Origin of the sequence: Pseudomonas sp. PS01297 (assembly GCF_029959305.1) — a bacterium.
Lineage (GTDB): Bacteria > Pseudomonadota > Gammaproteobacteria > Pseudomonadales > Pseudomonadaceae > Aquipseudomonas > Aquipseudomonas helleri.
Window position 1 is genome coordinate 12,556 of the sequence record NZ_JASCPQ010000038.1, and the last position, 25,341, is coordinate 37,896.

Below are 25,341 nucleotides of genomic sequence, written 5' to 3' on the forward strand. Positions count from 1 at the left end.
TAATCGCTCTTACTTAAACCAAGTTTCACACGCAGCCTCACAAGGGCCGCGTGCCCCTACTCGACCCTAGACAGGTAAATACGAAATGAAAGCGTTGTTAGTTCTGGCCCTCAGCAGTGTGTGTGTTAGCGCGTTTGCTGATGAAGCAAGTACTCAGGTCTCGCACCAGCAACCGGTTGTAGAACACTATTCCTACTCTTCCGAACTTGATATTGCCAAAGTGATTTCCATGAGCGAAATCCCTAATGTTTGCGAAGTCGTCCCGGCCCGCATGGTTTACGAAGACTCGCAAGGCATCAAGCACACTCTCGAATACCGTGTCATGGGTAACGGTTGCTCCAACGGTTAAGAACACACTATCCCCCAGCGATATGCGGCAGGGCGCACATTAATTACAGTGCAGCCCGCCGCGGCTTTTCGCTCAGCGAGAGAGGCTAAGGTCCAAGCCTGATCACGCTATAGTTTTCCCGCCCCCCACCCAATCGACTGATGATAAGTGCCAACGAGTCGGCATTCGAAAGAATGATTTCTGCGCGCTTTAACTCATCATTGATAAATATATCCCGTGCCTGATCCAGCGTCAGTGCGCCCGTCAATTTCTTAATATGTTCAGACACTCGCAAGCCGACATCCGGCTTGGGTGTGAGCTTTGAACTTTGTATCTTGAATAACTCATGACGGGGAGTCAGTGCAGACAGGGCCTGAGCCTGCAAGACCCTATTTCTGGATGCCGAACTGAGCGTTACTGGCACAACATCTTTCAACAGTTCAACAAACGGAAGAGCCGAGTTCATGTAAGCAATATCTTCTGAACCCGCGACTTGATGGCTTACCTCGTGAATCATCGTGACCGCTCTGAAATGACCATTGAAATCAAAGGGCGGCACAGTCGTTTTAAGCTCGTCCATCGTCCCGGCCAGACGAGTATCTAATGGGGTATTAAAAAAAACATCCAACAAATAAATATATTTACGCTTGTCCAGTGCATTCACAAAAGCAATACGACCAGCGCCATAAATATTGCCTCGCCCTACAACGTACCGTTTTGAACTTATCGGGTTCATGGAGGGCTTGATCAAGCGGCTAAAAACAAGACCGATTACTGAATCTATTTTTCGGGTTTGGACCAAGCTCAAGCGAGAAACGCCCAGAAAATCTCTCAACCACGCAGCATGCTCCTGCGAAGTCACGTCATTGTCAAAAATATGCCTGAGCACATCGCGCCCCTCATTCAGATAAGCGATTGCCCGTTGATGGGCCTCCTGGAGAGCCGTTGCTTTGCCTGGAAAAAGCGCTCGAATCTGGGCCATGCCAATAGCTTCGCTAATGAAACCAGTACCACCACGCGCTTGTGCATGCCTGCTGAGTATCGGACCGCCGCCGGCCAGCGGCTCCCTGACGTCAACCTCCCAACGGTTAGATGCATCGTCGCGACGCAGGGCCGGGCCGTCCTGATCAGCACCGATATAGATACGCCAGCGCCTTTCCAATAGCTGTATTTGAAATACCCTGCCGAGCACGACCGCGTAATATTTTTTAGTCAATACATGCTGATAGATATCGGTTAGCGGGTCGTGCTTTAACTCTGACAAGGAAACCGAATGCTCTATGTAGGGCTCAAGCGCTGATTCATAGTGCGTCGTCAAACCTGATTGCCCGCTCGCCTCCTTGAATAGCGGAGGTGACTCATGAGCTGGGTCTGAGGAATTGACTTGCGTAGTGCCCGCATTGCGCTCTGATGCTCTGGACTGTCTTAACGTCAGGAGCATCGACAGGCTAGTCACAAACTCGGTTACGACCTCCCCCCAGTGAGCCTGGGACGCAGCACTAGCAGCCGCTTTCAAGGTGTCTCGGGTTTGCCATATTGTCACAGGGATAGCCAACCGTGCGGGCATAAACTGGATCACAGTTGCCATGACCAATGACAGCAGCTCCTTGAAAGAACCCCAATCTGCCTCAGCCGTGGTAACAGATTGAGATTTCGCCATGTACAGCAACTGTTGGCAATTATCCTTATACATTTTCGAGAGTAAATTCCCCGCGTACTCATCCTGCGAAATCGTCACGGGTGCCGGCGTCTCGAACAGATCAATACTGAAAAAATCCTGGCTAATATAATTAATATGTGGCTCTTTAAATCCACCATTCGCGTATACCTTACGTTGCCACGGGCTCAGGCGATTTAATAGTTGAGTTTGCAGAATGTCTCGATTAATGATATCCGCTACAAAACTCGCCTCATCAGGGTACTCTTTAATTGAATATTCACGGCTATACATGACAACTACTACCAATGGACCAGGCGTCCTGGCATCAGGCCCAACCAGGTATATCCCACTGACCTCATCAGGCAGCGCATCGGGACTGGACCGCAGAGCAAGAGGGCGCATAACAATACGTTGTCCATTTAATAATTCTCGCGCCATTGCATCAGGCCTGTTGAGCACATGTTCCAGGTAACAGTAAGCCTTTTCACTGAGCGCACCTTTCAATTTATCCCGGAATGCCATTTCCAGAATCTGTGGTGGCAACTGAGCACAAAACAACTTTAAGCGCTCACTGGACTCCCCCGCATCCACTACCAATTTATTTTCAAGCAAGGTGCGATAATTTTCACCGACGTTTAATTGTCTGACTAACGCTTTTACATAGTGCTCATTAAAACCATTTGGCAGCGACACCTTCCCCGACGTCGAAAATTTCAGATGACCTGTCAATTGACCAAACCCGCGCAAGGCATACGTGCTCAATGGTTGACTCGTACTGGACACCGCACTGCCCAACGATGCAATTTCTCCTGACCAGGCCGGCGAACTCACTTGAGTGATAATGACATTGACGGTTTCCGGGTCCACCGATTGCATTGGAAAGTCCAGGGCCAGTTGTTTTTTAAGTGCGTTGACCGTGTACTCATCAATACCCACAATGCCATGGAAATAATCGCGATCGTCAACCACCGCATTGCGATAACGTTGCAAAATACGCGAATAGTCATATTTTTCTTTCAGTGTGGCGTGAGCCAACACCTCAGGCAGGGCGGACTCAAACATTACCGTATCGGCTTGAAGCAGTAACGAAGCCACGTTAAAACCGGCTTCAATGGCTACAACATAGTTGTCAACACTGTCTTGAAGCTCTTGACTAGAAAGCCTCGCAACAACGCCGTGATGATAAGCACGCCGCGCGTCATCAAGATGGTGCTGTAGACGGCTGTTCTCCAGCACCAGCAAGTAGTCTTCCTCAACAACAGAAAAATAAAACAAATCATCGGTCAAGCTCAACAACGCTTTACTTTCAAGAATAGCGGCACGCTGAAAACTATTAATGGTGTTTGTTAACTCCACATATTCAACAGAATCCAGAATACGCTGTCGTAATACAGCGCGACATTTATCAACTGAATTAAATGCCTCGTACTGTCGTGCTGGAGACCAAAAAATAGCATGTCCAGCGCAGGCTGACTGGAGCCCGCCTCTCTCGGTAATCAAAAAACAGTTTTCTAAAAACGCCGTAAAATTGAGGCTTTTCACATTCACCGATATCCGGTAGACCTCGGGCACAAAATAATAATAGGACGGCCGCTCCGATCTCACTCTATACGTCTGCAGTGCGGTCAAACAACCGACGTCCTGCTTGGCAAGTCGTTTATCATGGCCAAAAAAATAATAGCCACCCGCCCACAACAGTTGAGATTTCAGTTGCACCAGATCATCCAGTAACGTGTTACCCGCTGGTGACTGATCTTTAAAGATGGAACGTTCAAGGTACCGTTCAAACTGGCTGGCAAAATCATCGGCCAACTTAAGCAAGACGCCATGAAGTGTCAGGTTCTCATCCGCAGCAAAATACGCGACCTGCCCTGACGCCCCTGCTGCCTGTTGAAACCGGACGCGCCAGGGCTCGACAGGTAAAGGATGTTTTCCCGTCACATGCTCCAAAAATACATCAACCAACGGCATCGAAGGCACGTCGGAAGAGGATGCGTTGGAGTCTGAATCAATAATACTGACCGAAACATTTCCTGGATCAAGTGAGTCTCGCCCGCCAAGCTGCCAAAGCTCAGCCAACTTTTTTTTGCAGAAGGCGCTCACGGTTGGAAATATTGATAGCTTTATTGTTACTGCCTGCTCCAACTCCTCGATACGTAGCCGAATAAGATCAATCGAAACATTAAGCTGTTCAAGCACTTCTCCGCTTGTTTCAGCCATGGTTTCCTCCAGTGAAAATCGGGCACTCCAACGATAACTGTCAAACGGGATGGATCGATCAGGATTCAGCAATGTCTTTATATTGAGCGCATCGTCCAGTACGGCCAACGCGGTACTTGCATAGTCCGCAGATGTTACAGGCTCTGCAAAAACATGTTTAACGTCTAACCACTCAATTAAGTACTCCATATCGGATAGCACTTTTTTATAAATCTGAGATTCCAGTGCTGCGTACAAATCGTCATGCAACACGGTATACCCCATGCTGATAGGGTTTGAAGCGCTCCACCGAACACTGTCCGCTCGCGCTACATACCGACTCAGATGATCATCGGGCAACGGCGGGCCGCTCTCGGCTTCCTTAGGAAGCAACACGTTGAAGCGAGGGGATGTGACACGCTGAAAATGCGACCAATTGTTAAATACTTCCAGCCCCCGGTCCCCCATCACAACGAATCGACCATCGACACCGCCAATAAAAAGACCGTACCAGGCTACCAACTCAACGGGGGCATCCGCTGCTTGCTTAAGGTGTATCAACGCAAGCTCTACGTGTGACACATCAACGCCTTGCATACGTTCTTGCAACTGTTTTACGTCCAGGGCAGAGAGTGTTCCATCATGCTGCGCCTGCATAAGACTGCTATATAGACGCTCACTCAAAGTGTCATGCACACATACCTTTAAGCTGGGGAAAAATCCTCGTGACTCATTCCAGTATTGGCCTATGGCCTTACTAAACGTGCTCACCAGATCATGGGTAGAGTCGTGGAGAAAACTGACAAACTCTAACTCTATCTCAGCACTGCTTTTGCCACGTTCACTGCCGCAGGGCAAACGGGGCGCATAGCTAAAGCCCTCATGCTTGGGCAGCGCTTTTTTCAAATAATATTCGAACGCCCAATCCACCAAAGAGCTATTAATTGTCATTTCACTCGTAATAACACTCCCTGCACAGTCTGCCGGAGTGGCCTGCCTTCTTTCTTCCTGCTTGAACTTCAGTCTGTCAAATAGAACAGATCGAATTGAAGGTATGTACGACACCACTTGATGGACGACAAACTGATCATTTCCCAATGAGCGTTCAAAGAGTTGGCTGAGAGTCTTGAAAATGGGTAGCTCCAGCGGCAACAACGTCAAATTTATCACATCGTCGCCCAATAAAGCATGCCGACTGGCCAAAGGAATACAGTGTAAAAGAGGGGATTTATCATTCACGATAAACTGTTTATTTATAGCCCTGACTAAATCAGCCCAGCTCAGAAACTTATGAATCCCCGTCATTAAAGTATAAAAATAATAAGTGTCCGAAGGTAGCACCCCGGTAGCAAGTACAAATGCCCCGCGTAAATATTCCGGCTTGTCATCTGCTCGCGCTAACGCTACTTGACTCACATACAGCGGGGCAATCGCAGGCACTGTATTGACCGCATAAGTCCCCAAGGCCTGTTGAAGCCAGATTTTTTCAACGCCGGTGATCAGTCCATCAGCAAGCGCCGAATTCGTACACTGCTCAAAACTCGATTTTAAAGAATTTTCCGAATAATACTTAAACGCTTCTATTTGACTCATTTTGGCGACCTTCTCATGGTTGGGCAGTTACGCGTCATCCACGTCACGCACCCTGATGAAAAAGACCTTACGTGTCTTGCCGCTTGCACTGGCACTACATAGAACTATACGGATATCGGTCTCACCCTCCCGTGCTTGTCCCCCCTCATAAAAATACCAGCCGACCGGTCCTGAGCCGGGAAAGCCGTGCCCGGCCGCCACTGCGTTGAAGTCCAGGCCAGATTTAGGTCATTTCGTCGCATCGGCCGAAAAAAAACTGGCTGAAATACCCTGTACAAACCCCGTATACTTCGGCCCTCCAAAGGGTGCTAACACCCTGAGCGGGCTGACCACCAAGCTGCTCCGGCTTTAAAGGCCAGGGCGAGATGCTATCGTTACTGCATCCCCCGAGCGACAGCGGGGCAGCCTCCGAAAACATTCATGTTTATGCGTGCGTAAACCGCTACTGCAGCAACATTTCTTAGATCCAAGTGGCCTATGGGCCGTGTGTATACCAAACCATCAGTGTTACCACACGGGCACAAGGCCCTCACGCAGGAGACGACACGTCATGCTGAGCTGGGACGAATTCGACAAAGAAGACGAAGGCGAAGTCGCTGTTAAAGGCGCCAACGCAGGCCATGCAACCGAAGCCAACATGGACCGCCTCGACGCCGCTGGCGGCGTAGCTGCCCAGGAAGCCCGTGCTGTCACCGCTACCGACTCGGCAGCGATCAAGCGCGCCAAAGCGGCCCTGGACAAGCTCGACATCGCTGAAGGCCTGGCAGAACTCGAAGGCGCCAGCGCTCGCGTTGCCGTTGACGAAAAAATGATGATCAACTGCCGTGCCGACCTCAACCAGCTCGTACCGTTCAAGTACGACTGGGCCTGGCAGAAGTATCTGGACGGTTGCGCAAACCACTGGATGCCGCAAGAAGTCAACATGACCGCCGACATCGCCCTCTGGAAAAACCCGGAAGGCCTGACCGACGACGAGCGTCGCATCGTGATGCGCAACCTGGGCTTCTTCTCTACTGCTGACTCCCTGGTTGCCAACAACCTGGTGCTGGCCGTGTACCGCCTGATCACCAACCCGGAATGCCGCCAGTACATCCTGCGCCAGGCGTTCGAAGAGGCGATCCACACCCACGCCTACCAGTACTGCATCGAATCGCTGGCCATGGATGAAGGCGAGATCTTCAACATGTACCACGAGATCCCGTCGGTCGCTAAAAAGGCAACCTGGGGCCTGAAGTACACCCGTTCGATCTCCGATCCGAAGTTCGAAACCGGCACCGTTGAAACCGACAAAGAGCTGCTGCGCAACCTGATCGCCTACTACTGCGTTCTGGAAGGCATCTTCTTCTACTGCGGCTTCACCCAGATCCTGTCGATGGGTCGCCGCAACAAGATGACCGGCGTTGCCGAGCAGTTCCAGTACATATTGCGTGACGAATCCATGCACCTGAACTTCGGCATCGATGTGATCAACCAGATCAAAATCGAAAACCCGCACCTGTGGGACGCTGAAATGAAGGAAGAAGCGACCCAGATGATCTTGCAGGGCACTCAGCTCGAGATCGAATACGCGCGTGACACCATGCCACGCGGTGTACTGGGCATGAACGCGGCCATGATGGAGGACTACCTCAAGTTCATCGCTAACCGCCGCCTGTCGCAGATCGGCCTGAAAGAAGAATACCCGGGCACCACCAACCCATTCCCATGGATGAGCGAAATCATGGACTTGAAGAAAGAGAAAAACTTCTTCGAGACGCGGGTTATTGAGTACCAAACTGGCGGCGCGTTGAGCTGGGATTAATCCCGGGCTTGAACTGACTGCTGATAAAAGAGGCTGCCGCGAGGTGGCCTTTTTTGTTTTTCAAAATCTAAAGATCGCGACAAAAACTCTGCCCCCCAACCCTGTAGCAGTTGACGAGCCTTGCGAGGCTACGTCCGGCTGCGCAGCAGTCGTAAAAAATTAAAAGCCCGCACAGCATTGTTTATATCGAAGATTTCGACCGTTGCTTACCGCGCAAACGGGCTTGAATCACGGGTTCTCTGCGAGCGCACTGATTCAAAAAATGAGTTTGATCGATCTCGAAAACAACTGTATAAAAACACAGTATATTTTCAAGCACTGACTCAGCCCTGGAGATTTCCCCATGCCCAACTCAGCCATGCGCAACACGTTTGAACGCATCATCATCAACCAATTCACCCCGCTGCACTGTGCGCAAGCCCGGGAACTGCTCGGCTGGAGCCTTGAACAACTGAGCGACAAGTCAAAGGTCTCGGTGCCGGCCATTCAACGGTTTGAAGCCTCCGAACGGGTGCGCGATGTCACTCTCCTGGCCCTGGCTTACTCCCTTGAAGCCGAAGGCCTGGTGTTTTTCCCGGGCTTTGCGCCAAGCTGGGCCAGTAACTTTCGCGGCACCACCCCAGACCCTATGGGCCGGGAGGACTTCGCCCTGATCGAGTAAACCGCCCGCACCTCAGAGGCTGGCCTGTTTGGCCGGCACTTCGTCGGTGGTTTGCACGCCAAGCCACCAGGCGTGGCCTTTGTGGGGTTGCATCAGGTTAAAGGCTTCACCCATGGCAGGCGTCGAGATAAGCACATTACGTTCTGCTGCCAACGCCACAATGCGCTCAAACGGTTCGTACCAGGCATGAAAGGCCAAATCAAAAGTGCCGTTGTGAATAGGCAGCAACCAACGGCCTTTCAAGTCGATATGGGCTTGCAGGCTGTGCTCAGGCTGCATGTGCACATCGGGCCAGTCAACGTTGTAGGCTCCCGTTTCCATGAGGGTCAGGTCAAAGGGGCCAAACTGTTCACCGATCACTTTAAAACCGTCGAAGTAGCCAGAGTCACCACTAAAGAAAATCCGCACGTCATCAATAATCATGACCCACGACACCCACAGGGTTTCGTTGTGATCAAACAACCCTCGACCCGAAAAATGCTGGCACGGCGTGGCAATAAACCGAATGCCGTCACGCTGTGTTTCTTGCCACCAATCCAGTTGCTGTACTTTGTTTGCAGGCACGCCCCACTTGATCAGCAGGTCGCCCACCCCTAGCGGGGCCAAAAAGTGCTCGGTCTTGCCCGCCAGTTGCAGCACGGTTTTCTGGTCAAGGTGGTCGTAGTGGTTATGCGACAAGATCACGCCTTGCAACGGTGGCAGTTCATCCAGGGTGATCGGCGGCGCATGAAAACGTTTGGGCCCCGCCCACTGAAACGGCGAAGCGCGCTCGGCATACACCGGGTCGGTCAGCCAGAATTTGCCTTTGAGCTTGAGCAACAAGGTGGAGTGCCCCAGTCGGAACACACTGAAGTCAGGCGCTTTGTCCAGCGCTTCGCGGCTCAATGGGGTGACCGGGATCGCTGCGGCGGGCCGAGTATTTGAAGGCTTTTGAAACAGCATCTTCCAAAAAATGCCCAAGGTTTTGCCCAGGCTTGCGGCTGGCCTGACACCCTGATTTCGAAACTTCCCTTGATGCTGCTCGGCAGGCTTAAGCTCAGCCTTTGTAGAAGACTCGATTGGCATGCTTCAAAGACTCCAGAAGACAAAGTGCAATTATTACGCTGGTTTTTTGAACCGCAGAAGGTCAATCGTCATTTTCTAACATCGAGACGCTAGTTTTAAGGTTATTCCCCTTAAAGCTCAGGCAGAATGCCAGCATCGATGATCGACATTACCTGCACGTTAAACCGACACGTCTGTGTTTAACGAGCGGGTGTGGCATTCCGTGCCTCAACACCTTGCGCAGATACCTATGAACACTCAAAGAGGTAAAGGTTTGTCATTTTCACGGCGCATTTATGTGCCGCGAACCTTTGGCCTGGGGATTGGTTGCCTGTGCGTGATGCCTGCTCTGTACCCACTTAACATGCCCACCTGGGTCTGGGTATTGTTCTTCGCCTCGGGTTTTGCCTGGCCACAACTGGCCTACTTGCGCTCTTCCCGCTCGCCATACCCGTATCGTGCTGAACGCAGCAACATATTGATGGATTCTGTGTTGGGCGGCTTTTGGGCTGCCACCCTGCAGTTCAATCCTCTGCCGGCCATCATTATTGTGTCGATGATGACCATGAACAACGTGGCGGTCGGCGGTGCAAAAATGCTGCTCCGCGGGCTCGTGGCGCAATGCGTGGGCATTGTCATCTCATGGCTGATGTTCGGGATTGCCTTCAACCCTGAGACCACATCGATACAACTCTATGCGTGCCTGCCCATTCTGATCCTCTACCCGTTTACCGTGGGCATGATCAGCTATCGAATGGCCACCACCCTGGCCGCGCACAAGCGCGCCTTCAGCGCCCTCAGCCGTACCGACAGCCTGACCGGCCTGCTCAATCACGGTTCCTGGAAAGACCTGCTGCAACTCAGCTTCCATACCTGCAAGCACACACACGCGGACGCCACGCTGGCGCTGATTGATATCGACCACTTCAAGCGTATCAATGACACCTACGGGCATATTGTCGGCGACAGCGTACTGCGCCAGTTCAGCATTGCGCTCAAGGAAAACCTGCGCGCAGAAGACTTGGCCGGACGTTACGGCGGCGATGAGTTTTGCGTGATTTTGCCCAATCGCTCTCTGGCGCAGACGCAAGAAATCATGGAGCGTCTGCGCTACCGCTGTTGCGACTTTCGCTACCCCGATGCACCCGAACTGCGCTTTAGCCTGAGCATCGGGCTGGCCTCGTGCCAGGCGGCCTTCACCGACGCCTCGATGTGGCTCAACGAAGCCGACAAGGCGCTGTACATCGCCAAGAACACGGGACGCAATAAAATCAGTATCGGTTCTGGCGACCTGCTGGCAAACACCGTACCGGGTGAGCCTTAGCTGAGGCAGCGACGCACCGCTGAAATTTCCGGTACATCTTCGCGCCGCATGTACACCCGCAAGGGTTCTGTGATGTTCAGGCGATCGTCGATATTTTGATCCAGCAACAACTGAATTAACTCGCGCTTGAGGGTCATGGTGTCGGCCCCGGCGTCTTGCCAGACAAACTCGCTGGTGGGGGTGATGGCGTCGTCGGCAACATCCATCCCGAACGAGTCCTCACTAAAACGCACGATGTACTGCTGCGTCTTGCGATTGAATCCGACAAAACCGTGAAGCTCGTCGGCGGCCTGGCAGATGAGTTGCGAAGTGATGCGCATGGTAAACCTCTCTCTGGAAACGATGGTTTACACACAAGGTGAACGCTCATCCCTCTGGCGGGGACGCTAATGACCCCAAGGGTACGTCACACCTTTGGTTTCAGGCAAAGGGCAAAATTAAGGGTGAGTTAAGTTGCCATGGTTACTCTGATCCCACCTAAACAGATCACCCCAGAGGAATTAACCATGAAAGCACTTAACGTCATCTTCGCTGCTACCGCCCTCACCCTGACTGCCGGCCTGGCTCAAGCCGATGTGCGCCCAGACCATATTCCGGGCTTGCTCAAGTCGGGCGAAATCGCCGCTTTTGAGAAGCTCAACCAAGCGGCGCTGGACAAGCACCCCGGCGCGACCATCCTCGACACCGAGCTGGACCACTCCTACGGCAAGCTGGTGTATGAAGTTGAATTGCGCGACACCAAAGGCGTGAAGTGGGATGTAGACATGGACGCCAAAACAGCCGAAGTCCTGCAAGACAAACAAGACACCTGATCTCGACTACCCCACCGCTCCTGCAGAGGTCAGGCGAGCAAATGCATACAATATTTATACAAATTTGTACCGTTATTCCCAGACTGGCTAGAATCATCTTTTTATAACATTCAAGCCGAGATTCTCTTCTATGAGGCCAAGTGCCGCTGCGGATATCGCCACGATTAACCGGATCAGCGCAGTCCCGGCAATCCTTCAAGTCATTACTGAAATGACCGGCATGCGCTTTGCTGCCGTTGCCCGGGTGACGCCTAATAGCTGGACAGCCTGCGCCGTGCTCGACAACTTGGGGTTTGGCTTGAAACCCGGTGGTGAACTGGATCTGGTCACGACGCTGTGCTTTGAAAGCATGAACTCGCAGTTACCCATTCTCATCGACAAAGCCAGCGAAGACCCGCTCTACCACGACCACCCAACGCCCAAAATCTACCGGTTCGAGAGCTACTTCACGATACCGGTGTATCGCACTGACGGCCGCTTCTTTGGCTCGCTGTGCGCCTTGGATCCTGAACCCGCGACCCTTAAAAACACCTCCATCCAGGCCACACTGGAGTCTTTTTCGCGCCTGCTCTCGCTGCAGATTGAAGCCGAAGAAAACCTGGAACAGGCGCAATCAGAGCTGGCTTTGGCCCGTGAGCACGCAGAGTTGCGCGAGCAGTTTATTGCAGTGCTCGGCCATGACCTGCGCAACCCTTTGTTTGCCATGACGACTGCGGCTGATCGCTTGCTCTGCAAGTACCCGAACCCTCAAACCCATGATCTCGTGCAACACATCAAGACCTGTGGCCTGCGCGCCTCGCAGTTGGTCGAAGATGTCCTGGATTTCGCCCGTGGAAGGCTCGGCAGCGGGATCCCGGTGCTACTGAGCCCGTGCCCGGACCTCACGCAAGTGCTCGAACATGTGATCTCGGAAGTCCGCCATATTTACCCTGAGCGGCAGATCGACTCGACAATCGGCTCGCTAGAAAGCATTGAATGTGACAGCAGCCGCCTGGCTCAGTTGCTTTCCAATCTGCTTGCAAACGCCATCGCCCATGGTTCTGCCACAGGGCCGGTGCACATCACCGGGACGACGCAAAACGCAATGTTTGCGCTAAGCGTGACCAACCAGGGCCAGCCGATCCCAGTTGAAGCGCTGCAGCATTTATTTCAGCCTTACTCGCGCCCTGCCAGCAACACGCCGCAAGCCGGTCTTGGCCTGGGTTTGTACATTGCCAGCCAGATTGCCCTGTCTCACAATGGCCGCTTGAGTGTGATGTCGGACGAACTGCACGGCACCACGTTCACCTTTACCATGCCGCTTTCCCTGCCCCCTGAGGCCTAGCATGACCCGCCTCTGCCCCTACGAAGACCTAAACGCTGAGCAGCGCGAGCAACTGCTCGCCATTGAGGTGCTGCCAGAACAGTTACCGTTCAGTGGTGACATCGCGTGCGCCTTGTACTCATTGCCCGCGCAATGCCATCCGGGGATCAGAGGCTTTGCCCTGTTAATCGATGAACGACCTGTGGCCTTTATGCTGCTCAAGCGGCATCCGCTGTTGGCGCACTGGGCTGACGCCGGCAGCGCCACGCTGCACGCCTTGCAGGTGCACAGGCAACTGCAAGGCCAAGGTCTGGGCAAAATCTGTTTGCGCTTGCTCGTGCAGGACATTCAGCATTACTGGCCCGACGTCAATCAGTTGATGTTGTCGGTGAGCCCCGACAATACGTCAGCCCTGGCTTTTTACTTAAGCCAGGGCTGGTCTGAGCGCGGCGAAGCCTATCGGGGTGAGCGGCGTTTGGTGTTGCCTCTCACGCCCTTGCAGGCAAAGCCTGCGGCTTGACCGCCCCCCCGTTAAAACGAGCCTTTGGCAAAACGCGGAGTGGGTAATAGGAAAAACACCTAAATAAACCTTCTTTTTCAGAAAATTCTCCCGCCAGATATCTAGACAAAAGGCCATTACGCCGTTTATTGTCTTTCCGCAGACCACCGCAGTGGTCAACGTCGCTCGGACGGTTCCGGGCGCTTACGTATCAGAGGCATACATGGCAGACCAAGGTTCGCCGCGCCGCTTTGCGCGCATAGATCGACTCCCCCCTTACGTGTTCAACATCACTGCTGAGCTGAAGATGGCCGCCCGACGTCGTGGCGAAGACATCATCGACTTCAGCATGGGCAACCCTGACGGCCCGACGCCGCCCCATATCGTTGAAAAACTCTGCACCGTCGCACAGCGTGAGGACACTCACGGCTACTCGACTTCGCGTGGCATCCCACGACTGCGCAGGGCTATTTCTCGCTGGTACGCCGATCGCTACAACGTGGAGATCGACCCGGAAAGCGAAGCCATCGTCACCATCGGTTCTAAAGAAGGCCTGGCGCACTTGATGCTCGCCACCCTCGACCAGGGCGACACCGTGCTGGTGCCGAACCCCAGCTACCCGATTCACATCTACGGTGCCGTGATCGCTGGTGCACAGGTGCGCTCGGTGCCTTTGATTCCGGGCGTGGACTTTTTTGCAGAGCTGGAAAAAGCCATTCGCGGTTCGATCCCTAAACCCAAAATGATGATCCTGGGCTTTCCATCGAACCCGACGGCGCAGTGCGTCGAACTGGATTTTTTTGAGCGCGTGGTGGCCCTGGCCAAGCAATATGACGTGCTGGTGGTTCACGACCTGGCCTACGCCGACATCGTCTATGACGGCTGGAAAGCGCCTTCGATCATGCAGGTTCCGGGCGCCAAAGACGTCGCCGTCGAGTTCTTTACCCTGTCCAAAAGCTACAACATGGCGGGCTGGCGAATCGGCTTTATGGTCGGCAACCCGGAACTGGTCAACGCGCTGGCGCGGATCAAGAGCTACCACGACTACGGCACCTTCACCCCGCTGCAAGTGGCGGCCATTGCCGCACTTGAAGGCGACCAGCAGTGCGTCAAAGACATTGCCGAGCAATACCGCCAGCGCCGTAACGTGTTGGTCAAAGGGTTGCACGAGTTGGGCTGGATGGTCGAAAACCCGAAAGCCTCGATGTACGTCTGGGCCAAGATCCCCAAGGCTTACGCCAAAATGGGCTCGCTGGAATTTGCCAAGAAACTGCTGGCCGATGCCAAGGTGTGTGTCTCACCGGGTGTAGGCTTTGGTGAGTATGGTGACGACCATGTTCGCTTTGCCCTGATTGAAAACCAGGACCGTATCCGTCAGGCCTTGCGCGGTATCCGCGCGATGTTCCGCGCGGACGGTTTGAGCGCCAGCTAAACATATACCTGTAGTCGCTGCCGCAGGCTGCGCTAAGGGCCGAAGGACCTTCTGCTTTTGAGGGTTGCTACGCAACCCATCGCAGCCTTCGGCAGCGGCTACAAGGTTTCACAACGTTTAAACCACCAACGACAACAGCATGATGAAGATCAGGCCGACAACCGAAAGGATGGTTTCCATCGCGGTCCAGGTCTTGAAGGTTTCAACCACGGTCATGTTGAAGTACTGCTTGACCAGCCAGAAACCCGCATCGTTGACGTGCGACAGGATCAACGAGCCTGCGCCCGTTGCCAGCACCAACAGTTCGCGGTTCACGCCCGGAATCAAATCCACCACCGGCAACACAATCCCCGCCCCGGTAATGGTCGCCACGGTTGCCGAACCGGTCGCGATACGAATCACCGCCGCCACCAGCCACGCCAGCAAAATCGGCGAGATGTTCGCGTGCACCGCCATATGGCCGATCACGTCACCCACGCCGCTGGCCACCAGCATCTGCTTGAAGCCGCCGCCCGCGCCAATGATGAACACAATCGCAGCCGTCGGCGCCAGGCTCGCATCGAGCAGTTTGAGCACGCGCTTGGAGTCGATCCCCTGCCGCGCACCGAAGGTGTAGAGCGACAACAGCAACGCCAGCAACAGCGCACTGATCGGGTGGCCAATCATGTCCATCCAACCGCGGAAGAAGTTGCCCGTGGGCAATGCCACGTCGGCAAACGTCTTCAGCAACATCAGGAACACCGGCAACAATACCGTGGCCAGGGTGATGCCAAAGCTCGGCAGGCTGCTGGACTCAGGCTCGCTGGCCAGTTGATCGACGAGTTCCTGAGACGGGTTGCCCGGGATGTATTTGGAGATGAACGTGCCGTAAATCGGACCGGCAATGATCGCTGTAGGCAACGCCACGATCAGACCGTACAGGATGGTTTTACCGATATCCGCCCCGAACACGCCAATCGCCAGCAACGGTCCAGGGTGCGGCGGAACCAGACCGTGCACCGCCGACAAACCGGCCAGCAGCGGAATACCAATCTTGATCAGCGACACGCCGGTACGCCGCGCCACGATAAAGACCAGCGGAATCAGCAAGACAAAACCGATCTCGAAAAACAGCGGAATGCCGACCAGGAACGCGGCAAACATCATCGCCCACTGCACCCGCTCCTTGCCGAAGGCACGGATCAGGGTGCGGGCAATCTGATCGGCACCGCCCGAGTCAGCCATCATTTTGCCGAGCATCGTGCCCAACGCCAAAATGATCCCGACAAAACCCAGTACGCCACCAAAACCTTCCTGGAACGACTTGAGGATCTGGTCGGTCGGCATACCGGTGGTCAGGCCCAAAAAGGCCGACGCGATAATAAGGGCAATAAAGGGATGTATTTTGAACCGGGTGATCAGCACGATCAGCCCGATGATCGTCACCACTGCATCAAGCAGCAGAAAGGTGTGTTGGGACATGCCTAGCATGGGACGTCTCCTGCTTTGTTTTTGTTATCAACGATGAATGAACAGCCTGGGGTCAAACAGACAGCGCTGTCTTTTTGAAACAAAATCATGACGTTGCCAGTAAAGAATGTTCACGCCACCACTCATGAGAAGCGAGCGCCAACTGGTCAATGTTCAGGGCTGCCGCGTTCAGCGTCAGCACCAAGGGTTCCTTGCTCGGCGCTTCGAGAGCCGCAAACTGGCTGTCAATGAGCGTCTTGGGCATAAAGTGCCCCGGGCGGTGCGCTACACGGTCAGCGGCCACTTGCGGCGTCAGTTCCAGAAACACGAACCCCAGGCCATCGACGGCGGCACGCAAACGCTCGCGGTAACGCAGTTTAAGCGCCGAACAGGTCAACACCGGGCGCTGGCCACGGGCAATCGCCGTGCGCAGTTCATCGCACAAGCTGTCCAGCCAGCCAGAACGGTCTTCATCGGTCAGGGGAATGCCGGCGCTCATTTTTTCAATGTTGGCAGCCGGGTGAAAGGCATCGCCTTCAATCGGCGTTGCGCCATTAAGATGGCACAACGCCTGGCTCACACTGGATTTGCCGCAGCCGGCAACACCCATGATGACCAGGGCAGTGATAGGTTGGTTCATGAAACACCTCAGTCCGTAGACAGCGCTGTCTGAGTCAAAGCGTTCACTAGCTGAAAGCAAAGCACAAAGACCAGGCTACCGACGTCTATTTCTCATTTTTATGGGGAGACGCCGTGACGCTCTCGACATACAAAGATCTTGAATAATCCCACAGACAATTAGGCAATTGCCGACAGACAAGGACAGCGCTACCTTAGTGACTTGTTTTTTGTTTGGCAAGCCGCCCTGATGACCTCCTCTAAAAACGATAAAAACCCCCGTACCACGGGCCGCCCGACCCTTAATGAAGTCGCCCGACTGGCGGGTGTCAGCCCGATTACCGCCTCCCGCGCCTTGCGCGGTATCAGCAGCGTGGCCACAGAGCTGGCCGAAAAAGTACGCCAGGCTGCCGACGAACTGAACTACGTGGTCAACCCTGCCGCTCGGGCACTGGCCTCGGCGCAAAGCCACTCGGTAGTGGTGCTGGTGCCCTCGTTATCAAACTTGCTGTTTATCGACACCCTCGAAGCCATCCACGAGGTCTTGCGCCCCAAAGGTTTTGAAGTGCTGATCGGTAACTATCACTACTCCCGCGAGGAAGAAGAAAACCTGCTGCGCAACTACATGGCGTACCAGCCGCGCGGCCTGTTGCTGACCGGTTTTGACCGCACTGAAAGCTCGCGGCGCATGCTTGAAGCGAGCAATACACCTTGTGTGTACATGATGGAACTGGATGCCGGTGCTGGCCTTAATTGCGTTGGATTCTCGCAGTTAAAAGCCGGTGAAACAGCGGCCCAGCATTTGATCTCTCGCGGGCGTCGACACCTTGCCTACATCGGCGCGCAACTCGACCAGCGCACGCTCTTGCGCGGCGAAGGTTATCGCCGCGCCTTGCAGGAGGCCGGGCTGTACAACCCGGACCTGGAAGTGCTGACACCACGCCCCTCTTCCGTGGGCCTGGGTGGCGAGCTGTTCTTACAGCTGCTGGCCACTCACCCTCACGTGGACGCGATCTTTTTTGGTAACGACGACCTTGCCCACGGCGCCTTGCTGGAAGCCGCCCGCATCGGGATTAAAATCCCGGAGCAAATTTCCATTCTGGGCTTCAACGACCTGCCTTCTTCCGAGTTCATGGTGCCGCGCCTGAGCAGCATTCGTACGCCACGAGAAGCCATTGGCCGTCGCGCCGCCGAGCAGATGCTCACCTTGATGGCGGGCAACAAGGTGCAACAGCCGGTGCAAGACATGGGCTTTGAGTTGATGCTGCGCGAAAGCACCTGAGTTCGCCGCCGAGCGGCAAGAATTGTCCGCTCGCGCTGCCCCCTCCACCCTCGCCCAGCCTGCGGCCCTTTAAAAATGGGTAATTGCGACTGGGCACGGTTATTGCCCTGCTAATAGTCATCACCTTTTAGAGGGGCACATTCATGTTGATCAGCACGCAGCATACGTCTGCAATTCAAAAGACCCAGCGCACCGACCTCGACCCGGCGAACGCTGCCGCCAGCGCGTTGTACAGCGCGGCCCAGCAAAATGCTCAGCCACTGACCAACCTCCAGGCAACCCCGGCATCCGTGGCCGGCAATGCGCAAGCGGATAACGTTAACGCGGCTTTCGCCAAAACCCGGGTCATGCTGCAGGCCAGCGCTTCAAGCACCGGCACGGCGGCCAAGACCTCGGCGACCGACGAGTTCAAGGACTACATGAGCAAGTCACCGGCGCAACGGATTCGCGAGCAATTGCTCAAGGAAATGGGCCTGACAGAGGACGATGTGAAAGCCATGCCACCAGAGAAGCAGCAGGCAATTACCGACCAGATCACCGCGCTCATGCAGCAAAAAGAAGCGATCAAACAAGCTGCCGCCCAGCAGCAGGTTGCTGAGAAACGCTCAACCGACCTGGTGTGACCGCACACCTCGAATCATAAGCCCGGTAACAGAAGGGCATCGTGGGAGCGGGCTTGCTCGCGATGCTATCGGCGCGGTCTTACCGTTAAACCACGCCGATTCAATCACGAGCAAGCCCGTTCCCACGGGCACGCGCCTTAACTGATCTGCAACGTCGAATTGAACTGGCTGATGGCGTCGACCACATGCCGGGAGCCCTGCTGGATCTCCAGAATCGCCTCCCCCGCCTCATTGGCCAGTGAAACCCCCAGCCCGGTGCGGCTCAAGCTCGATTGCATGCTGTTTACCGCGCTCAACGACAGGTCATGGTTTTTACGCACCACCTCGACAATTTCAATGGTTGCCGCACTGGTGCGCGCCGCCAGGCTCCTGACCTCGTCAGCCACCACCGCAAAGCCACGGCCATGCTCACCGGCCCTGGCCGCTTCAATGGCCGCATTGAGCGCCAACAGGTTGGTTTGATCGGCAATGCCGCGAATGGTCTGAACGATTTTGCCGATGATTTCCGACTGCTTGCTCACCGCATCGATACTGCTCGCGGCCTCGTTGAGGTCCTTGGAAATGGCCTCGATGGTTTGCACCGTTTGCTGAACCACTTGCGAACCTTTCTGCGCGCACGCGTCGTTTTGCACTGAGGTCGCGTGGGCCGATTCAGCGGCGGTTTGCAGGTTGCTGACTTGTGCAGTGATGTCGCTGGCAAACTTCACCACTTTATACAGGCGGCCTTTGGCATCGAAAATCGGGTTGTAGGAAGCCTCCAGAAAAACCGTGTGGCCATATTTATCGACCCGTTCGAAACGTCTGGAATGGTATTCGCCGCGATTAAGCGACTCCCAAAAGGCTTTGTATTCGGCGGACTCGGCTTCGCTGCGACGGCAAAACATGCTGTGGTGCTGGCCTACGATCTCTTGCAACGAATAATGCACAGTGTTGAGAAAGTTCTGATTGGCATTGATGACCCGGCCATCAGGTGAAAACTCGATCATGGCCATGGAGCGGCTCAAGGCATTCACGATGCTCTGGTTTTCGTGCTCTTTATTGACCCGGTCGGTGATGTCGGCCGCCACTTTCATCACACTGAGCACCTGCCCGCTGGCGTCGGTGATCGGCATGTAGCTGGCCTCTAGCCAGATTTCACGCCCTGCTTTGTCGAGCCGGGTAAACGTCCCGCTTAACGGCGCACCACTGGCCAGGCTCTTCCAGAATTGCGCGTATTCAATGCCGCGCTGGTAAGCGTCTTCGCAAAAAATCCGGTGATGCTTGCCGCGAATCTCGTCGACGGTATAACCCATCGCCCGGCAAAAATTGTCATTGGCCTCAAGAATGATCCCTTCAGGGGTGAACTCGATGATGGCCATTGAACGACTGACGGCCAATGCCTTGGCCTTCATGTCCTCCAAAGAACAACTTAAGCGCTGATTCTCGAGCAGGTCGGCTTTGCGACGCGAATTAAACATGACTCAACCCCTGATGGTGCTTTCTTGTGATGATGTGTAATTTTCAAGGCACAACAAAACCTCAGCCCATGTAACGCTTGCTGTTTGCATTACAACCAATCAGGGGAAAAACCACTTCATATTCGGGCCCCTATGATCCCAAGCATAGACAGGCCTAAACAGGGTGCAAGCCAATTGCCAGCAAGGGGCGACGAAACGCACAGTACGGGCTGCGCGCAGCTCCTCTATTCGGTTAGCTGGCTAACTTATGGTTAAACGTGAATATTCAAAAAAGCCCGGAAAGTGCACTTTCTCATCGCCAATAAACACTCAAACGAATACAGATCGAGAGACTTAAATGATTCAGCGCTGTGTATATACTGCGCGCTTATTATCAACGCCCGTGGACGACATGACCGCCATTGTTTACGCCCCGCTCGAAGCGCCATTGTGGCCATTAATGAATAAGTTTTACCGCGCGCATCAGTCGTCGATGAAAGCCAGTAAAGACGCACAACTGTGGGTCGCACGCCAACAAGACATCATTGGCGGGTTGTGCCTTCGCTCAATGGCACATGGCTACTGGCTGACCGGGTTATTTGTTGCGCCCGCGCTACGAGGGCAAGGGGTTGCCGGAGCATTGGTGAAGGCGTCTGTGGCAGCCTGCGAGGGGCCGGTATGGCTGTTCTGCGACCCCGAGTTGCAAGGCTTTTATGAAGGGCTGGGGTTTAGCGTGGAAGTCGACTTGCCCTATGTGCTGCATGAGCGGCTGGTTCGCTATCAACGCAATAAAGCGATGATAGCGATGGGCCTTGAGCCTACTCTTGCGTGCCCGGCGCCAGCTCCGGGAACAACACCTCAATAAAGCCGAACTTGCTGAAGTCCTTGATGCGTGACGGGTACAGACGACCGATCAGGTGATCACATTCGTGCTGCACCACGCGCGCATGGAAACCTTCAGCAACGCGTACCACCGGTTCACCTTTAGGGTCAAAACCTTCGTAGCGGATCTTCTCGAAGCGCTCGACCACACCGCGCAGCCCTGGCACGGACAGGCAACCTTCCCAGTCTTCTTCAACCGCAGGGCTCAATGGCGTGATCAGCGGGTTGATCAGGATGGTTTGCGGCACGGGTTCGGCGTCCGGGTAACGCTCACTGTGTTCGAAGCCAAAGATCACCAGTTGCAAATCAACGCCAATTTGCGGAGCCGCCAGACCAACGCCCCCGGCGTGCTCCATGGTCTGCAGCATGTCGTCGATCAGTTGCCACAGCTCTGGCGTGTCAAACATCTCGGGAGGCACTGGCTTGGCAACTCGCAGCAGGCGCTCATCACCCATTTTCAAAATTTCACGAATCATAATCAGGCTTCATCTGAAGTGGATTTAAGGGAGTGGTCGCGCCCAAGCCCGGACACATGCGGTGTGTCGTCGGACTCTTCGAAGGTTTTCTCACCCGGATCTTTGCCTTCAGCTGACATGTGCTCGATAACAGCGTTCATTTCAGCCCCCAACAACAATACGGCTGACGAAATATAGAAATACAGCAACAGCACAATGATCGCCCCGATGCTGCCATACATCGCGTTGTAATCGGCGAAGGTTTTCACATAAAACGCAAAACCCAACGACGCTGCGATCCACACCACCACGGCCAACACCGAGCCTGGCGTAATAAAACGAAACTTCTGCTCAACGTCTGGCATCACGTAGTAAATGACCGCCACGGCCACCATCATCAGCAAGATAATCACTGGCCAGCGCAGGATGGTCCACAGCGTGACCACAAACTCCTCAAGCCCCACCTGCCCTGCCAGCCAGCCCATCACTTGCGGCCCCAGCACCATCAACGCGGCAGCAGCCAGGAGCATTCCGGCAATGCCGATGGTGTAAAAAATCGACAGCGGAAAACGCTTCCAGATCGGCCGCCCTTCCACCACGTCGTAGGCGGCGTTCATGGCACTCATCATCAAGCGCACACCCGCCGAAGCAGTCCACAGCGCGACGACAATACCGAAAGACAGCAAGCCACCCTTCGATTGCTCCAACTGGTCAATCACCGGGTTCACCTGCTCCAGCGCTTGTGGCGGCAGGACCAGCTCGGACTGCAAACGCAGCCAGCTGAAAAAGTCGGGCAAATGCAAAAAGCCGATCAGTGCGATCAGAAACAGGATGAACGGGAACAGCGAGAAGAGCATTTGATAGGCCAATGCCGAAGCGTAGGTCGACATTTCATCGTCGATAAACTCTTTGACCGTACGCACCAACACTTTGCCTAACGGCAGGCCATTCAAGACCGGAAAAATCATAGCGTCTCCTTTCGCCGCTTATAAATTGAGCTCGACACACCCTCTGCAACGGGTTCAGTACGGGGGTTTTACCTCAAAAGTAGTTCAAATGGCGACTTTGGAAATACGTAACCGCAAAACCCATAAAAACGGCCACCTCGAGGATGGCCGTTTTCAGGGCAAGTGACGAAGTACCCGATTACGCTTTATCGACGGTGTTCTTCACTGCATCTTTGGCTTTACCGACAGTCTGCTGCGCTTCGCCCTTCAGTTCCTGGGCTTTGCCTTCTGCGCGCAGCTTGTCGTTGTCGGTGGCTTTACCCACCGCTTGTTTGACATTGCCTACTGCTTCGTTCGCCATGCCTTTGATCTTATCGCCAGTGCTGCTCATGGGATTTCTCCTAGTGAAAGTTCGGATGTCATTCTCGACATCTAGGTTGACCCGCAGACGTCGAGCAGAGTTTCATTTATTTTCTGTGGCTCATTTCGTCGCGCAGCGCAGGTTGCGCTTTATGTTTGCCCGCTAACCCCTGAGAATGCGCAACGTATTCAGGCTATGGCGCTGAAGATCCGCAATTGTAGGAAGGTTATGAAACTCGATAAAAAGCAGGCCATCGCCCGCAGAAACCAGGAACTTGGCGGCGCGGTACTGGGCGTCAACAACTGCCATCTCGCTACGTTGAACACCAACAAGAACATCTGGTGGTTCGATATTCCTCTGGCCCGCCTGGCCATCGGTCAATACGAATGGGTGCACCTGCTGTTGCACACCCCGAGCACCGATGAGTTGCTGCATTTGAAGGTCACTACCGCTTTCCTGCGTGAAAAACGCGAAGGCATGGTGGTCCGAGCGACGCACAAGCGCACGCCGACCATGAGCCTTGAACTGAGCGCTGACAAAGACTCCTTCCTGCAGGACGTGCGTCCAGCAGGCACCGGCGTCAATTTCGCGCAGTTCCTGCAGAAGTAATTGAGCTAGCCCCCTGTAGGAGCGAGCTTGTCTCGCGATCTTTTGATCTTTTAAACAGATCGCGAGACAAGCTCGCTCCTACAGAGGGTGTGCAGCCGCTGCAAAAACAACAAAGCCCCGCAATGCGGGGCTTTGTTGTGTCTGGGCGGGGTTATTTTTTGAGGCCCAGTTTTTTCAGTTCTTCATCGCGTAATTCGCGACGCAAGATCTTGCCCACGTTGGTCGTTGGCAGGCTCTCACGGAACTCGATGATCTTGGGTGCTTTGTAAGCCGTCAGGTTGGCCCGCATGTGCGCCATGACCTGTTCTTTGGTCAGGGTCATGCCCGGCTTGACCACGATGAAGACCTTGATCAGTTCACCGGTTTTTTCATCCGGAATACCAATCGCCGCCGACTGCAAAACACCTGGCAACGAGGCCATGACGTCTTCCAGCTCGTTCGGGTACACGTTGAAGCCCGACACCAGGATCATGTCTTTTTTGCGGTCAACGATGCGCATATAGCCATCCGGCTGAATCACCGCAATGTCACCGGACTTCAACCAGCCATCGCTGTCCATGATTTCGGCGGTGGCGTCAGGGCGCTCCCAGTAGCCTTTCATGACCTGCGGGCCTTTGATGCACAGCTCGCCAATTTCACCCAACGGCAACTCTTCGCCCGCATCGTTGATGACTTTGCACAAGGTAGAAGGCATCGGGATCCCGATGGTGCCCACCTGGATGTTCTGGATCGGGTTGACCGACGCCACCGGACTGGTTTCGGTCATGCCGTAGCCTTCGCAGATCGGACAACCGGTCACGGTCTTCCAGCGCTCAGCCACTGACAATTGCAACGCCATACCGCCCGACAAGGTGACCTTGAGGTGCGAAAAGTCCAGCTTGCGGAAAGCCTCGCTGTTACACAGGGCAATAAACAAGGTGTTGAGCCCGACAAAGCCCGAGAACTTCCACTTCGACAGCTCTTTGACCATCGCCGGCAGATCGCGCGGGTTGCTGATCAGGATGTTGTGGTTGCCCAGCAACATCATCGCCATGCAATGGAAGGTAAACGCGTAGATGTGGTACAGCGGCAACGGGGTGATGAGGATCTCGCTGCCTTCATTGAGGTTGGAGCCCATCAGCGCCTTGCACTGCAACATGTTGGCGATCAAGTTGCGGTGGGACAGCATCGCGCCCTTGGCCACGCCGGTGGTGCCGCCGGTGTATTGAAGCACCGCGACATCGCTGCTGATCGGGTTGGCTTCCTTGACGGGCTGGCCATGACCTTTGCTGAGGATGTCGTTGAACTTGATGGCGTTCGGCAAGTGGTACGCCGGGACCATTTTCTTCACGTACTTGATGACGCTGTTGATCAGCACACGCTTGAACGGCGACAGCATGTCGGCCACTTCGGTGACGATCACATACTTGACCGAGGTCTGCGGCACGACCTTTTCGGCGAGGTGCGCCATGTTGGCCAGGCACACCAGCGCCTTGGCGCCGGAGTCATTGAACTGGTGTTCCATTTCCCGCGCGGTGTACAGCGGGTTGGTGTTGACCACGATCAAACCGGCGCGGATGGCTCCGAACACAGCAATCGGGTATTGCAACAGGTTGGGCAGTTGTACGGCGATACGGTCGCCAGGTTGCAGGTCGGTGTGCTGTTGCAACCAGGCAGCAAAGGCGCCTGACAGCTCGTAAAGCTCACCGTAGGTGATGGTTTTGCCGAGGTTACTGAAGGCCGGCTTATCGGCGAAACGTTGGCAAGATTGGCGCAATACCGTCTGAATATTTGGGTATTCGTCAGGATTGATTTCAGCAGCAATCCCAGCTGGGTACTTATCCTTCCAAAAGTCTTCAATCATGGAAGCCCACTCCTCAGCGTCGCGAATTCTTCACCGCATTTGATGCGGTTATTATTTGTTTGATTTTTGTAATGGTAATTCTGGCTTTTTTACTTACCGAGAAGTCACAAAGCGCGCCGAGAGTAGCAGCTTTGCCAGAGGCCGCCTAGAGCCAAAAAAGGCCCTTAGCGTCACTTTTCT

At 54.4% G+C, this 25,341-nt stretch carries 22 protein-coding genes; 12 read left to right on the forward strand and 10 right to left on the reverse strand.

Going from position 1 to position 25,341, the window contains the following annotated elements; genetic code table 11:
- Positions 1 to 85: 85 nt before the first annotated feature.
- Positions 86 to 349, forward strand: a complete 264-nt coding sequence (locus QMX84_RS13225) for a DUF2790 domain-containing protein (protein ID WP_048367889.1) — start codon at positions 86 to 88, stop codon at positions 347 to 349.
- Positions 350 to 434: 85 nt separating this feature from the next.
- Here the strand turns inward: QMX84_RS13225 and QMX84_RS13230 are convergent, their stop codons facing one another.
- A complete protein-coding gene (locus QMX84_RS13230; RefSeq protein WP_282363988.1) occupies positions 435 to 5,780 on the reverse strand; it encodes a DUF6543 domain-containing protein in 5,346 nt (1,781 codons plus the stop codon).
- A gap of 550 nt (positions 5,781 to 6,330) precedes the next feature.
- Here QMX84_RS13230 and QMX84_RS13235 point away from each other — a divergent pair.
- Positions 6,331 to 7,581 carry a ribonucleotide-diphosphate reductase subunit beta gene (locus QMX84_RS13235; protein ID WP_048367891.1) on the forward strand — a complete coding sequence of 417 codons (1,251 nt, stop codon included), beginning with the start codon at positions 6,331 to 6,333 and terminating at the stop codon, positions 7,579 to 7,581.
- A gap of 343 nt (positions 7,582 to 7,924) precedes the next feature.
- Positions 7,925 to 8,242 carry a helix-turn-helix transcriptional regulator gene (locus QMX84_RS13240; RefSeq protein WP_048367892.1) on the forward strand — a complete coding sequence of 106 codons (318 nt, stop codon included), beginning with the start codon at positions 7,925 to 7,927 and terminating at the stop codon, positions 8,240 to 8,242.
- A gap of 12 nt (positions 8,243 to 8,254) precedes the next feature.
- On the opposite strand, the gene QMX84_RS13245 is transcribed toward QMX84_RS13240, so the two are convergent.
- Positions 8,255 to 9,307, reverse strand: coding sequence for an MBL fold metallo-hydrolase (locus tag QMX84_RS13245; RefSeq protein WP_262124821.1), 1,053 nt, complete (start codon positions 9,305 to 9,307; stop codon positions 8,255 to 8,257).
- Between the two features lie 229 nt (positions 9,308 to 9,536).
- Here QMX84_RS13245 and QMX84_RS13250 point away from each other — a divergent pair, with 229 nt between their 5' ends.
- A complete protein-coding gene (locus QMX84_RS13250) occupies positions 9,537 to 10,610 on the forward strand; it encodes a diguanylate cyclase (protein ID WP_282363989.1) in 1,074 nt (357 codons plus the stop codon).
- Here QMX84_RS13250 and QMX84_RS13255 read toward each other — a convergent pair.
- Positions 10,607 to 10,930 carry a DUF2025 family protein gene (locus QMX84_RS13255; protein ID WP_262124819.1) on the reverse strand — a complete coding sequence of 108 codons (324 nt, stop codon included), beginning with the start codon at positions 10,928 to 10,930 and terminating at the stop codon, positions 10,607 to 10,609. The two genes, QMX84_RS13250 and QMX84_RS13255, sit on opposite strands and share 4 nt — an antisense overlap.
- Before the next feature lie 186 nt (positions 10,931 to 11,116).
- Between QMX84_RS13255 and QMX84_RS13260 the strand changes: the two genes are divergently transcribed.
- The 4 genes from QMX84_RS13260 to alaC all read left to right on the forward strand — a co-directional run bounded on the left by QMX84_RS13260 (position 11,117) and on the right by alaC (position 14,656).
- On the forward strand, positions 11,117 to 11,422 hold the full coding sequence (locus tag QMX84_RS13260; RefSeq protein WP_048385414.1) for a PepSY domain-containing protein: 306 nt from the start codon (positions 11,117 to 11,119) through the stop codon (positions 11,420 to 11,422).
- 130 nt (positions 11,423 to 11,552) lie between these two features.
- On the forward strand, positions 11,553 to 12,746 hold the full coding sequence (locus tag QMX84_RS13265) for a GAF domain-containing sensor histidine kinase (protein ID WP_282363990.1): 1,194 nt from the start codon (positions 11,553 to 11,555) through the stop codon (positions 12,744 to 12,746).
- Between the two features lies 1 nt (position 12,747).
- Positions 12,748 to 13,245, forward strand: coding sequence for a GNAT family N-acetyltransferase (locus tag QMX84_RS13270; RefSeq protein ID WP_282363991.1), 498 nt, complete (start codon positions 12,748 to 12,750; stop codon positions 13,243 to 13,245).
- 202 nt (positions 13,246 to 13,447) lie between these two features.
- Positions 13,448 to 14,656, forward strand: a complete 1,209-nt coding sequence (gene alaC, locus QMX84_RS13275; RefSeq protein ID WP_153336831.1) for an alanine transaminase — start codon at positions 13,448 to 13,450, stop codon at positions 14,654 to 14,656.
- Between the two features lie 117 nt (positions 14,657 to 14,773).
- Here the strand turns inward: alaC and QMX84_RS13280 are convergent, their stop codons facing one another.
- A complete protein-coding gene (locus QMX84_RS13280; protein WP_123749784.1) occupies positions 14,774 to 16,126 on the reverse strand; it encodes a GntP family permease in 1,353 nt (450 codons plus the stop codon).
- An 85-nt stretch (positions 16,127 to 16,211) separates the two neighbouring features.
- The gene (locus QMX84_RS13285) at positions 16,212 to 16,745 is read right to left on the reverse strand and encodes a gluconokinase (RefSeq protein WP_262125024.1); all 534 of its coding nucleotides are present in this window, start codon (positions 16,743 to 16,745) and stop codon (positions 16,212 to 16,214) included.
- Between the two features lie 228 nt (positions 16,746 to 16,973).
- Between QMX84_RS13285 and QMX84_RS13290 the strand changes: the two genes are divergently transcribed.
- On the forward strand, positions 16,974 to 18,005 hold the full coding sequence (locus QMX84_RS13290; protein WP_153433131.1) for a LacI family DNA-binding transcriptional regulator: 1,032 nt from the start codon (positions 16,974 to 16,976) through the stop codon (positions 18,003 to 18,005).
- A 143-nt stretch (positions 18,006 to 18,148) separates the two neighbouring features.
- Positions 18,149 to 18,628, forward strand: a complete 480-nt coding sequence (locus QMX84_RS13295; protein ID WP_282363992.1) for a hypothetical protein — start codon at positions 18,149 to 18,151, stop codon at positions 18,626 to 18,628.
- A 137-nt stretch (positions 18,629 to 18,765) separates the two neighbouring features.
- Here QMX84_RS13295 and QMX84_RS26490 read toward each other — a convergent pair whose 3' ends face one another.
- On the reverse strand, positions 18,766 to 20,085 hold the full coding sequence (locus QMX84_RS26490) for a PAS domain-containing methyl-accepting chemotaxis protein (RefSeq protein ID WP_048367911.1): 1,320 nt from the start codon (positions 20,083 to 20,085) through the stop codon (positions 18,766 to 18,768).
- A 391-nt stretch (positions 20,086 to 20,476) separates the two neighbouring features.
- Here QMX84_RS26490 and QMX84_RS13310 point away from each other — a divergent pair, with 391 nt between their 5' ends.
- Complete coding sequence (locus QMX84_RS13310; RefSeq protein ID WP_048385613.1) at positions 20,477 to 20,929, forward strand: GNAT family N-acetyltransferase; 453 nt, start codon at positions 20,477 to 20,479, stop codon at positions 20,927 to 20,929.
- Here the strand turns inward: QMX84_RS13310 and def are convergent.
- From def to QMX84_RS13325, 3 genes are all read right to left on the reverse strand, one after another.
- Positions 20,883 to 21,422, reverse strand: a complete 540-nt coding sequence (def, locus tag QMX84_RS13315) for a peptide deformylase (protein ID WP_123749782.1) — start codon at positions 21,420 to 21,422, stop codon at positions 20,883 to 20,885. The two genes, QMX84_RS13310 and def, sit on opposite strands and share 47 nt — an antisense overlap.
- Before the next feature lie 2 nt (positions 21,423 to 21,424).
- The gene (locus tag QMX84_RS13320; protein ID WP_048367914.1) at positions 21,425 to 22,369 is read right to left on the reverse strand and encodes a YihY/virulence factor BrkB family protein; all 945 of its coding nucleotides are present in this window, start codon (positions 22,367 to 22,369) and stop codon (positions 21,425 to 21,427) included.
- Between the two features lie 178 nt (positions 22,370 to 22,547).
- Complete coding sequence (locus QMX84_RS13325; RefSeq protein ID WP_048367915.1) at positions 22,548 to 22,739, reverse strand: CsbD family protein; 192 nt, start codon at positions 22,737 to 22,739, stop codon at positions 22,548 to 22,550.
- Between the two features lie 198 nt (positions 22,740 to 22,937).
- On the opposite strand from QMX84_RS13325, the gene QMX84_RS13330 reads away from it, so the two are divergent.
- On the forward strand, positions 22,938 to 23,318 hold the full coding sequence (locus QMX84_RS13330) for a hypothetical protein (RefSeq protein ID WP_048367916.1): 381 nt from the start codon (positions 22,938 to 22,940) through the stop codon (positions 23,316 to 23,318).
- A gap of 151 nt (positions 23,319 to 23,469) precedes the next feature.
- Here QMX84_RS13330 and fadD1 read toward each other — a convergent pair whose 3' ends face one another.
- Positions 23,470 to 25,161, reverse strand: coding sequence for a long-chain-fatty-acid--CoA ligase FadD1 (gene fadD1, locus QMX84_RS13335; RefSeq protein ID WP_123749780.1), 1,692 nt, complete (start codon positions 25,159 to 25,161; stop codon positions 23,470 to 23,472).
- Positions 25,162 to 25,341: the final 180 nt, after the last annotated feature.